This is a genomic window from Sutcliffiella sp. NC1 (assembly GCF_027594365.1).
Lineage (GTDB): Bacteria > Bacillota > Bacilli > Bacillales > Bacillaceae_I > Sutcliffiella > Sutcliffiella cohnii.
The window spans coordinates 3,870,094-3,882,279 of record NZ_CP115153.1 but is presented as its reverse complement, the minus strand read 5'-3'; the positions used below and the strand labels follow the sequence as shown (position 1 = coordinate 3,882,279).

At 36.6% G+C, this 12,186-nt stretch carries 11 protein-coding genes and 1 other annotated feature; of the genes, 9 read left to right on the top strand and 2 right to left on the bottom strand.

Going from position 1 to position 12,186, the window contains the following annotated elements:
• Window positions 1–92 precede the first annotated feature (92 nt).
• Both O1A01_RS20160 and O1A01_RS20155 read right to left on the bottom strand, forming a co-directional pair.
• Window positions 93–662 (bottom strand): tRNA 5-(aminomethyl)-2-thiouridylate-methyltransferase MnmM, encoded by a 570-nt coding sequence (locus O1A01_RS20160; RefSeq protein ID WP_066419044.1) that lies wholly within the window; start codon window positions 660–662, stop codon window positions 93–95.
• The gene (locus tag O1A01_RS20155) at window positions 659–1,621 is read right to left on the bottom strand and encodes a tRNA modification radical SAM protein MnmL/YtqA (protein WP_066419041.1); all 963 of its coding nucleotides are present in this window, start codon (window positions 1,619–1,621) and stop codon (window positions 659–661) included. Before O1A01_RS20155 ends, O1A01_RS20160 begins: the two co-directional genes overlap by 4 nt.
• Before the next feature lie 128 nt (window positions 1,622–1,749).
• On the opposite strand from O1A01_RS20155, the gene O1A01_RS20150 reads away from it, so the two are divergent.
• From O1A01_RS20150 to leuS, 9 genes are all read left to right on the top strand, one after another.
• Window positions 1,750–2,013 (top strand): YtzC family protein, encoded by a 264-nt coding sequence (locus O1A01_RS20150; protein WP_270064830.1) that lies wholly within the window; start codon window positions 1,750–1,752, stop codon window positions 2,011–2,013.
• Window positions 2,014–2,028: 15 nt separating this feature from the next.
• Window positions 2,029–2,190, top strand: coding sequence for a glycogen biosynthesis protein GlgD (locus O1A01_RS20145; RefSeq protein ID WP_066419036.1), 162 nt, complete (start codon window positions 2,029–2,031; stop codon window positions 2,188–2,190).
• Between the two features lie 238 nt (window positions 2,191–2,428).
• Window positions 2,429–3,628, top strand: coding sequence for an MDR family MFS transporter (locus tag O1A01_RS20140; protein ID WP_066419069.1), 1,200 nt, complete (start codon window positions 2,429–2,431; stop codon window positions 3,626–3,628).
• Between the two features lie 119 nt (window positions 3,629–3,747).
• Window positions 3,748–4,779, top strand: coding sequence for a hypothetical protein (locus tag O1A01_RS20135; protein WP_270064829.1), 1,032 nt, complete (start codon window positions 3,748–3,750; stop codon window positions 4,777–4,779).
• Between the two features lie 138 nt (window positions 4,780–4,917).
• The gene (locus O1A01_RS20130) at window positions 4,918–6,291 is read left to right on the top strand and encodes a sigma-54 interaction domain-containing protein (protein WP_066419032.1); all 1,374 of its coding nucleotides are present in this window, start codon (window positions 4,918–4,920) and stop codon (window positions 6,289–6,291) included.
• A 232-nt stretch (window positions 6,292–6,523) separates the two neighbouring features.
• On the top strand, window positions 6,524–7,846 hold the full coding sequence (locus tag O1A01_RS20125) for a GntP family permease (protein WP_066419030.1): 1,323 nt from the start codon (window positions 6,524–6,526) through the stop codon (window positions 7,844–7,846).
• Window positions 7,847–7,862: 16 nt separating this feature from the next.
• Complete coding sequence (locus tag O1A01_RS20120; RefSeq protein WP_066419028.1) at window positions 7,863–8,639, top strand: 3-hydroxybutyrate dehydrogenase; 777 nt, start codon at window positions 7,863–7,865, stop codon at window positions 8,637–8,639.
• 66 nt (window positions 8,640–8,705) lie between these two features.
• A complete protein-coding gene (locus tag O1A01_RS20115) occupies window positions 8,706–9,188 on the top strand; it encodes a GNAT family N-acetyltransferase (protein ID WP_235858225.1) in 483 nt (160 codons plus the stop codon).
• A gap of 109 nt (window positions 9,189–9,297) precedes the next feature.
• Window positions 9,298–9,538, top strand: a binding site (T-box leader).
• A gap of 112 nt (window positions 9,539–9,650) precedes the next feature.
• Window positions 9,651–12,068, top strand: coding sequence for a leucine--tRNA ligase (gene leuS / locus O1A01_RS20110; RefSeq protein ID WP_270064828.1), 2,418 nt, complete (start codon window positions 9,651–9,653; stop codon window positions 12,066–12,068).
• Window positions 12,069–12,186 lie beyond the last annotated feature (118 nt).

The window sequence follows — 12,186 nt, the reverse complement described above, 5'->3', positions numbered from 1 at the left end:
TTATTTTTCTTGATTTGTTCATAATTAGTTATTGACTAGGAATAAAAAAACACCTCAATTGATTAACTATGAGGTGTTGAGAATTTTTATTATTATTTTTTTTCAATAGCTATAATGAAGGGAGGAGCATTCACTTGATTTAGGAACCGATATTGTAGAACATTAGCTTGCTTTTGTTCAATTGTACTCACGTATTCAAGAAGTGCGTCTCGTTCTACTGCTCCTTCAGGATGTCCATGATAAACAACTAAAATAATTAAACCTTCTGAAGGCATTATTTTCAAGAGCCTATTAATAGCGTTTACCGTACTATCAGGCGTTGTTGTAATTGTTTTATCTCCACCAGGTAAATAGCCTAAATTAAATATAGCAGCTTTTATTTTGTGATGCAGTGATGCTTCTAAGTGTTGTGATACATTGGCATGACTATCATGAATAAGTGTTACGTTCGTTACATCCTCTTTTTGTAATAGGGTGGATGTATTAGTTAGCGCTTCTTTTTGTATATCAAAGCCATAAACGTGCCCGCTGTCACCAACTAATCGAGCGAGAAATAATGTATCATGTCCATTACCTACTGTTGCGTCTATAGCAATATCACCTTGGCTTAGAGCTAATGTTAATAACTTTTTACTATAAGGTAATACACGTTCTAATTTCATTGGACCACTTCTTTTCGCTTATAGTATTTACCTTGATAGCTATTGCGTCTTTTTAGTTCTGCATCGATATTATTTAATACGGACCATTTATTAACACTCCACATAGGTCCTACCATCAGTTCAATAGGGCCATCACCTGTTATTCGATGCACAATCATCTCAGGAGGAATAATCTCCAGTTGATCAACGACAAGGTTTACGTAATCTTCTTGTGAAAGGAATTGCAACATTCCTTTTTCATATTGCTTTACCATAGGAGTTCCTTTGAGTAGGTGAAGTAAATGAATTTTAATCCCTTGTACATCAAGCTTGGCCACAGCTTTTGCTGTTTCCATCATCATGTCATAATCTTCAAGTGGTAGCCCGTTAATAATATGAGAACAAACCCGTATTCCGTGTTTACGTAATTTTTCTACCCCTTCCACATAACATTTGAAATCATGTGCTCGATTAATGAAAAGAGCTGTCCGTTCGTGTACCGTTTGTAACCCTAGTTCAACCCATAAATAGGTCCTTTTATTTAATTCCGCTAAATATTCGACAACATCGTCTGGAAGGCAATCCGGACGTGTTGCAATAGAAAGGCCAACAACCCCTTCAAGTTCTAATACAGCTTCGAATTTTTCTCGGAGCTCTTCGACAGGTGCGTGTGTGTTCGTAAAAGCTTGGAAGTAGGCCATATACTTTCCGTCTTTCCATTTTTGATGCATTTTATTTTTAATTTCATTAAATTGAGTAATTAGGTCATCTGCTCGATTTCCAGCAAAATCACCAGAACCTGCAACACTACAAAAAGTACAACCACCATGTGCAACGGTGCCATCCCGATTTGGACAATCAAAGCCTCCATCTAACGCTACTTTAAATACTTTATGTCCGAAATGGTTTCGTAAGTGATAATTCCATGTATGGTACCGTTTATCTTCATTTGAATATGGAAACGGATTATTTACTTTCATCCGTCACAACTCCTTCTATTGGGTTTCATCAAGTCATTGTAGCATGTTTCACCAGTTCCACGCTATTTGAATGTTTAGGAAAAAAATGAACAAAATAAACGTAATGAAATTAGGTGAGGTGATGGAAAGTGGCAACGAGAGATTCAGTAGAACAGTTCATTCAACAATGCGAAGATGCTATACGTTATGCAGAAGACCAATATAGTAACGCGGAACAACAAGAGCATTATAATGACACAGAATTTACGAAGGCACAAGAAATGTTAGAACAAACATATAATGACCTGATGCACTTATCATTAAGTTGTAATGCACAACAAAGAGAGCAATTAAATCGAATGAGACTGCAGTTACAGCAACTTCAAAATCAAATGACATTATTAGACCATTAAAGGAGTGTTTTCCCAATGAAAAAACGTTCCAAGCAAAACAATCCCGAACAAAAGACGAAAAACGGTGTGAACAATAAAGTAGAGGCAGCAGCTGACTACAATGTTGTAAAAGACGTGAAAGAAAAGAATAGTAAAAAGGCTCAACCTGTTCGTTCTGATCATCATAATGGACATTAAGAGAGGGGATTCCCCTCTCTATTTTTAGTTTTGGCCAAAAAATTCAATGTTTTATACTAATCCAAACCATTCAAAAAACACTTTAAAGTCAGTTCTAATATATCTACTCTTTTATGAACAATCCCGCATAAAAACAGTGTCAAAATTTCTTTCTTGCCACGAATACGTTTTGCTATTACAATTATTTAGTATTTCGAAATAAGGGAGAAAAAAGGAGGGCAAAAACTTCATGCTAAAAATGCCAAAAGCCCTTTGGTTACTCGTATTAGGAATGGCTATAAATGTAACAGGAAGCTCCTTTTTATGGCCATTAAATACTATATATATACATGATATTCTAGGTAAGTCACTCTCTGTTGCTGGACTTGTTCTTATGTTAAATGCAGGTGCAAGTGTTATCGGTAATTTAACAGGGGGTTATTTGTTCGACAAAATTGGTGGCTATAAGTCGATATTATTAGGGATAGGGATAACGATTGTAGCCTTAATTGGAATGACGTTCAATCATTCATGGACTTACTATATTATCTTTCTAACAATTATCGGTTTTGGTTCAGGGATTGTCTTTCCTTCTATGTACGCGATGGCCGGTTCGGTTTGGAAAGAGGGGGGACGTAAACCATTCAATGCAATGTACGTATCCCAAAATGTCGGGGTTGCTATCGGTGCGGCACTTGGCGGATTAGTTGCAGATTATCGTTTTGACTATATATTTTTAGCAAATACAGTTACGTATGTAATATTTTTAGCTATTGCTATATGGGGATATAAAGGGATTGTCGCAAATCCATCCAAACAAACGACTTTATTAAATCAAACAACTAAAATAAAAGATTATACGAAGCTATATGCGCTATTAACGGTAAGTGTTGGATACTTCTTATGTTGGGTAGGTTACGTGCAGTGGCAAACTACCATTTCGACCCATACGCAAGGGTTAGGAATTTCTTTAAAACAATACAGTCTCCTATGGACAATAAATGGGGCGCTAATCGTTTTTGCTCAACCAATCATATCTTATATTGTTAATAGGTTTACAAAAACGTTAAAAATGCAAATAAACGTCGGTTTAATCATTTTTATGGTATCCTTTGCGGTAGTTGGAGTAGCAGAGCAGTACATGGCATTCGTTGCAGCAATGATTATACTTACAATAGGAGAAATGTTTGTTTGGCCAGCTATCCCAACAGTAGCAAATGAGCTTGCTCCTAAAGGGAGAGAAGGTTTTTATCAAGGTATTGTCAATAGTATTGCAACTGGTGGCAGAATGATTGGTCCTTTATTTGGTGGCTTACTCGTTGACTTTTATGGAATGAATATGCTGTTTATGATCCTAATAATATTAATGTTTATTGGTATATTTACAACAACAATATACGATCGGAAAATTAAACAAAGAGAACAAGGTACTACAAAATTAACGAAAAGTGTGTCTTAATAGATACACTTTTTTAATTTTTTTTCGTCATGTTTATAAAAAAAGACGTATAATATAATTTGTATAATTGGAAAATTAATGGATTTATAACTATTTACATACAGGTGAAGGGAGTAAAAATGATAAACAAAAATAATTTAAAAAATGATGTATTGTTAGTATCAAAAGGTTATGTTAGTTTATCAGAATTAGAGTTGGAATGTTTAGTAGATATTATTGCAATGGATGAAAGAATAGACTTGGCCTTTTTTGGTACTTCGAGAGAAACGGATGGAGTATTTGTATTTACAGATAAAAGGATTGTTTTTATTGCGAGAACAAGGAGTATGAAAGACTTTTTTTGTCTCTATGAAGAATACGATCGCCTGTGCTGTCTTGATAGGCAAACGAATCCTGATGACCCAAGTCTTAATATTCTTTTTATGTTAACTGAGGATGGTGAGATATTTGACATTGATCGGTTAACTAGTGATAGAGCAGAGCTATTATATCGAAAACTATTAAAACTACTTGGTGAAGAGCCTATAGAACATAAGGATAAAAATAAGCGTTCTATGCCTACAATTGTAAAGTTTATTAGCTTACTCGGAATTGTTTTTGTTGTTTTTAGTGTAATTAATATCGTTTTTGATGGTGATGAAACAGGAACGATGGAAACTTCATCTGATGATGTGGAGTTTGTTTCCCATCAAAGAGAAATTAATTTTGTAGAAGATGGTGTAGTTGAAGTAGAAGGAGAAATGAAATTTGAATATAAGGATTATTTCTTTACTGATGCAATAAAGCCACCGAATAGTGAGGATGATTTTGCAACATATTTGATTGATAATGAATTGTTTACTTACTTAATTGTGGAAGCGGAGGTCACAAATATTTCGAAAAACCCATTAAATATCCAGACTAATAGCCCTTTATTTGTCGAACTTGTCGTAGATGATGTCCACAATTATTACCCGATGGTAGATCATTTAACTAATAACGATAGTGAGTTTTCCTATTCAGATGTTGAGCCTTCCGAGACAGTAACAGCTTACTATATGTTCCGAATACCGAAAAAATTTGTAGATTCAGAGGATAGTTTCGTATTGCATTTTGATCGATCGCATGAAAAATTCATTTTGGAATATATAACAAGCCTTCAAGTACGGTAATAGATAGAGAAATAGTTAAAATGGCAACCGCTTTGAACCGGTTGCTTTCTTTTACAATAAACCGAAATTAACACTTTTTATTATTATAAAAGACTGAAGATTATGATATATTAGCGAAAGGAGAGGTGAGACATTGATATGAAAGTGCGCGGTACTCGCTTAACGGATGAAATGATAGATACGATTATTGCAAATGCGTTTGAAGGAATCGTCGTAGTAGATGAAAAAGGATATATCGTTTATATGAATGAAAGTTATAGTAACTTTGTAGAGGTTGAAAATGACGTAGCTATTGGAAAACATGTAACGGAAGTAATAGAAAATACCCGTATGCATCTTGTTGTGCAGTCTGGTAAAGAAGAACTTGCTGACCTTCAATACATAAGAGGCAATTACATGATTGCAAATAGAATCCCAATCTTTAACAAGCAAGGAAAAGTAATAGGAGCTTTTGGAACAATCCTTTTTCGAGATACGAGTGAATGGGATAAGATGAATAGTCACGTAAAGAGTATGATGTCAAGAATTCAAAATTATCTACAGGAATATGAATCACAAACAGGTGTGAAGTATTCGTTAGAAGATATCATTGGGGATTCGGAAGTCATCGTATCTTTAAAGAATAAGGTTAAACAAATTGCCCCTAGTGATGTGTCTGTATTAATTAGAGGTGAAAGCGGAACAGGAAAAGAGCTATTTGCCCACAGTATTCATCAGTTAAGTAACCGCAGCAGTATGCCATTTATTAAAGTGAATTGTGCAGCTATTCCAGAACACTTGTTAGAATCAGAACTGTTTGGTTATGAAGATGGGGCTTTTACTGGTGCTAAAAAAGGTGGTAAAAAAGGAAAGTTTCAATTAGCTGATGGTGGTACTTTATTTCTTGATGAGATAGGTGATATGTCGTTGCCTATGCAAATAAAGTTGCTTAGAGCTCTACAAGAAGGGGAAGTGGAGCCTATCGGGGCGAGTAGGCCAATAAAAGTGGATGTTAGAATTATTGCAGCAACGAATCGGCCGTTAGAAAAAATGATAGAAGAAAAAAGATTTCGAGAAGATCTATATTATCGAATTCATGTTATCCCTTTTTATATCCCATCATTACGTGATAGAAAAGAAGACTTACCGATTTTAGCTAATCATTTTTTGAGGAAAATTAGTAAAAGAACGGGAAAAAGAGTAAGAAATATTTCTCCTGAAGTTTTACAAATTTTCTCTAAATCTCCTTGGCCAGGAAATATTCGTGAGTTAGAAAATGTAATACAAGCAGCCGTTCACTTTTCGGTAGGGGAAACGTTATTAATACAATCTCTGCCGGATTATTTTAAAGACTCCTTTACAATAAATTTAGGAGTGAAAACGTTAAAGGAAACGTTAGAAGAAACAGAAAAACAAGTAATTATCGGTGCGATAGAAAAAAATGATGGAGATAAATTGTTGGCTGCTAAACAGTTAGGGATTAGTAAATCTAGTTTGTATGAAAAAATAAAAAAATATAAGATCACGGTGTAAGTCCAGAATTATGGAAAGAGTTCCAGATTTCTGGACTGTTTTTAATAATGAGATTAGCCGTGCTTTTCATGCTTTTCATAAGTTAGTCAGATAGGTTAGTCCAAATATTCGGAAAAATAAAAACGTAAAAGTGTCAATTTTATGAACAAATGAACCTTCTTAAAGTTGGCACGCATTTTGCATATATAGAAATGAATATTTTTGAAAGCGTTAACACAAAGGGGGATTTGGAATGTTAAGTATGATTGGTTTGATTGGAGGTTTGGCACTACTAATTATTTTAACGATGCGAGGAATGAACCTGTTAGTAGTTGGTCCTATTTCAGCATTAGTAGTAGCTCTAACCAGTGGTATGCCACTGTTTCCACAGTTGGCAGGAGAAGGGGAAGCGAACTTTGTTGGAAGTTACATGGGTGGATTTTCAGGGTTTGTAACGTCATGGTACTTAATGTTCTTATTAGGTGCGATTTTCGGAAAAGTAATGGAAGATAGTGGAGCAGCAGATAGTGTATCCAAATTTGTGGTTGAAAAATTAGGGATGAAATATGCGGTATTAGCGATTGTTGCTGCATGTGCTATTTTAACGTACGGAGGAGTAAGTTTATTCGTTGTTGCGTTTTCCGTTTACCCGATGGCTATTAGTCTATTTAAACAAGCAAATTTACCAAGAAGATTTATACCAGCAGCGTTAGCGTTTGGTTCGGTTACGTTTACGATGACATCGGCTGGTTCTCCAGAAATTCAAAACTGGATTCCGATTGAACATTTAAACACAAGCCCATATGCAGGATGGGAAGTTAGTTTAATTGTTGCTGTATTTATGATGATTTTCGGTTACTGGTGGTTAAAACGAATGATAACAAAGGCAATTTCTCGCGGGGAGAAATTTGAATCACGTGAAAGTGATCCTGTGATGGATAAAGAGAGAGCACTGCCAAACCCGTTTGTTAGTATGATTCCGTTAGGTGTAGTATTAATAATTTCATTTATATTCCATGATGACTTAAAGCAATCAGCACTTATTATTGCGTTAACTGGTGGAGTAGTTTCTACTTATATACTTGGAAGAAAATATTTTAAGTCGTTTTGGGATGCAGTTTCTGCTGGAACGATGGGAGCATTAATCGCAATTGGTAATACTGCAGCTGTTGTTGGATTTGGTGGGGTAGCTCAAAAAGTTCCTGCCTTTGAAGTGGCTGTTAATGCAATGACTAGTATACCTGGTAGTCCGTTAATTGGTGGAGCCATCGCAGTAAGTGTAATTGCCGGTATGACTGGTTCTGCTTCGGGTGGGCAAGCAATTGCATTACCGATTTTAGCTCCACATTATTTAGATATGGGTGTAAATGCAGAAGCACTTCACAGAACTGTTGCGATTTCTTCGGGGGCTCTTGATTCTTTACCACATAACGGATACGTCGTTACAACGGTCCGTGCTATTTGTGGGGAGACACACCAAGCAGCATATGGGCCAGTCGCCGCAGTAACTGTAATCGTACCATTAATTGGATTAGCGATGGCAATTGTATTATTCTCGTTAGGTTTAGGGATTTAAGAAAGAGGTGCATCTAGTGGTAGAAAATAAAGTTGTCGTAATAACAGGAGGCGCACAAGGAATAGGATTTGAAATCGGTAAACACTTTGCGGAAAATGGAGCAAAGGTAGTTTTAACAGATATGAATGAACAGCGTGTAAGAGAAGCTAGTGAATCATTAAATGAAAAAGGATTAATTACAACTAGCTTTCGTTGTGATGTTACGAAAGAAGAAGAAATTATTCAAGTTATTGAGGGCACTGTTCAACAATTTGGGAGAATTGATATATTTATTAATAATGCAGGATTACAGCATGTGGCTATGCTTGAAGAATTCCCAACAGAAAAGTTTGAGTTATTAACGAAAGTAATGTTAATTGCACCATTTATGGCAATTAAACATGTATTTCCTACAATGAAAAAACAACAGTTTGGTAGAATTATTAATATGGCTTCTATAAATGGATTAGTAGGATTTGCGGGTAAAGCAGCCTATAATAGTGCAAAACATGGAGTTATTGGTTTGACAAAAGTTGCTGCACTAGAAGGAGCTGCGCATGGGATAACTGTTAATGCATTATGTCCAGGGTATGTTGATACGCCTTTAGTTCGGAATCAATTAAAAGATTTAGCGACAACTAGAAATGTAGAACTAGAGAAAGTACTAGAGGAAGTCATTTATCCGTTAGTTCCTCAAAGAAGATTACTTACTGTTCAGGAAATTGCGGATTATGCCATGTTCCTATGTAGTGATGCAGCTAAAGGGATTACAGGTCAAGCGGCTGTTATTGATGGTGGTTATACGGTACAATGAAGATGGGCGGTGGTTCTTTATGAGCCACCGCTATTTATTTCTTTAAATATATGGGGAGAAAGACTAGTGGAGACAAAACGGTGCTATTTTACTTTGATTACTTTAGATGATTATTATGATGTTAAGTCACTTTATACGAATAATAAAGTTAGAAAATATTTAGGTGGAGCTATTAAAGAAGAGAAATTCGATCGCATATTTCCATGCATGGTACAAAAAGCTACACATACGTGGGTAGTTAAAGAGAAAAAGACGGAGCAATTTATTGGATTAATAACACTTGATCGGCATCATAATGGAATAGATACAGAAGTTTCATACCTACTTTCACCTCGACAATGGGGAAAAGGTTATGCCTGTGAAGTAGTAAAAGAAATGATTACCTTTGCCTTCGAAAATTTAAAGCTTCCTAGACTAGTAGCGGAAACACAAACTGCAAATGAAGCATCATGCTATTTGCTAGAAAAGTTAGGAATGAATCACGAAAAAACGGTTACTAGATTTGGTGCAGAACAAAGAATATACGCAATTTATCCAGAAAAGGGATAAAGGCAGCCATAAGTGGGAACTATATTTTTAGGCAATTTAATTAATTGTCGAAGAAAGTGTTGCAGTTTTATGTAATATTCTATACAATACAAATTAAACTCAAACTTTAAATATTACGTTGAAAAGGAATAGTAGTGGACGAAAACGAGCATAGAGAGTTGACGGGTGGTGGAAGTCAACAACGAGCGTTCATGAACTCGCCTTGGAGTAGCAAGTGTGAAACCTACTTACAGGAAGTAATGCTTTGCCGTATCGTCCGCGTTAAGGATTTGAGCGAGCATAGATACATTCTATGTTAATGTGGGTGGTACCGCGGGAAGTGTATATACATAATACCTCTCGTCCCTTTTAGGGATGAGAGGTTTTTTATTTTTTTTTATCCCGGTGTAACCGTCCGTAAAACTCTTAAGATTTTTACGGACGCAAACACACCGATAAGTTCACTAATAGGAGGAATGTAAAATGTCATTTCAACATCAAGACATAGAAAAAAAGTGGCAGCATTATTGGGAAGAAAATAAAACGTTTAAAACAACAGAAGATTATTCAAAAGAAAAGTTTTACGCATTAGACATGTTTCCATATCCATCAGGAGCTGGATTACACGTAGGCCATCCAGAAGGATATACAGCAACAGATATTCTTTCTCGTATGAAGCGCATGCAAGGTTACAACGTTCTACATCCAATGGGGTGGGATGCGTTCGGTTTACCAGCAGAGCAGTATGCACTTGATACCGGTAACGACCCTGCTGAATTTACGGAGCAAAATATTAATACGTTTAGAAGACAAATTAAAGAGCTAGGATTCTCTTACGATTGGGATCGCGAAGTTAATACAACAGATCCAAACTTTTACAAATGGACACAATGGATTTTCCTTAAGCTATATGAAAAAGGATTAGCTTACGTAGATGAAGTACCTGTTAACTGGTGTCCAGCATTAGGTACAGTTCTTGCAAACGAGGAAGTAATTGATGGGAAATCTGAGCGTGGCGGTCACCCGGTAGAGCGTCGTCCAATGAGACAATGGATTTTAAGAATTACGGAATACGCTGACCGTCTATTAGAAGATTTAGAAGAACTAGACTGGCCAGAAAGTTTAAAAGATATGCAACGTAACTGGATTGGTCGTTCAGAAGGAGCGAACGTTCATTTTTCTATTGATGGTTACGATGAACAGTTTACAGTATTTACAACTAGACCGGATACACTATTCGGTGCAACGTATGCTGTATTAGCTCCAGAGCACTCTTTAGTTGAAAAAATTACAACATCTGAGCAAAAAGAAGCAGTAGAAGCTTATATCAAAAGTGTCCAAAGCAAAAGCGATTTAGAGCGCACTGAACTTTCTAAAGAAAAATCAGGTGTATTCACGGGAGCATATGCAGTAAACCCAGCAAACGGAGAGAAGTTACCGATTTGGATTGCTGACTATGTTTTAATTTCATATGGTACAGGTGCGATTATGGCAGTACCAGCCCACGATGAGCGTGATTACGAATTTGCAACAAAATTTGAGCTTCCAATAATCGAAGTAGTTGCAGGTGGAGACGTAACGAAAGAGGCTTATACTGGTGATGGAGATCATGTGAATTCTGATTTCTTAAATGGATTAGGGAAAGAAGAAGCGATTTCTAACATGATTGAATGGTTAGAAGCAAACGGTAAAGGGGAAAAGAAAGTTTCCTACCGCCTGCGTGATTGGTTATTTAGTCGTCAACGTTATTGGGGTGAGCCGATTCCAATTATTCATTGGGAAGATGGTACAATGACAGCTGTTCCTGAGGAAGAATTACCGCTAGTACTACCGAAAACGACGGAAATTCGTCCTTCTGGTACGGGGGAATCTCCACTAGCAGCTATTGAAGATTGGGTGAATGTTGTTGATCCAGTTACAGGTAAAAAAGGCCGTCGTGAAACGAACACAATGCCTCAATGGGGCGGAAGCTGCTGGTACTATTTACGATATATTGATCCGAACAACAATGAACAATTAGCAGATCCGGAAAAACTAAAGCATTGGTTACCTGTCGATATTTATATTGGAGGAGCAGAGCACGCAGTACTTCACTTACTATATGCTCGTTTCTGGCACAAGTTTTTATACGATATCGGTGTAGTTCCAACGAAAGAGCCGTTCCAAAAGTTATTCAACCAAGGAATGATCTTAGGAGAAAATAACGAGAAAATGAGTAAATCAAAAGGAAACGTTGTAAATCCTGACGATATTATTGAAAGTCATGGCGCAGATACCCTACGTCTATATGAAATGTTTATGGGACCATTAGACGCATCTATCGCTTGGTCTACAAATGGATTAGACGGATCACGCCGTTTCCTTGATCGTATATGGAGACTATTTATTGATGATAACGGTAAGCTTAGTCATAAAATTGTTGAACATACAGAGGAAGACTCGTTAGAAAAGGTATACCATGCGACAGTGAAAAAAGTGACAGAAGACTTTGAAGGACTTCGTTTCAATACAGCTATTTCACAAATGATGGTTTTCATGAACGAAGCATATAAAGTAGATAGTATTCCGAAAGAATACGTAGAAGGCTTCGTTAAACTTCTATCGCCGATATGTCCTCATATTTCAGAAGAGCTTTGGGAAAAGCTAGGCAATGAAGGAACGATTACGTATGCTGCTTGGCCAACTTTCGATGAGTCAAAGTTAGTTGAAGATGAAGTAGAAATCGTCGTTCAAATTAACGGTAAGCTAAAAGCAAAACTGAATGTACCAGCTGACGCTTCTCGAGAAACGATGGAGGAAATCGCACTTTCAGATGAAATAATTAGTACTCAACTTGAAGGGAAAACTGTTCGAAAAGTAATTGCAGTACCTGGAAAATTAGTGAACATCGTAGCGAACTAAAAAAGCAGAATGGCTCGCTCAGCGGTGACAAGCACAAGGAAAAGTCTGATAGAAGGTCGCTTAATTGACCTTCGTGCCCTCGTGTTGCGATCCCTTGAAGCTGGATAAAGCGCAGGCA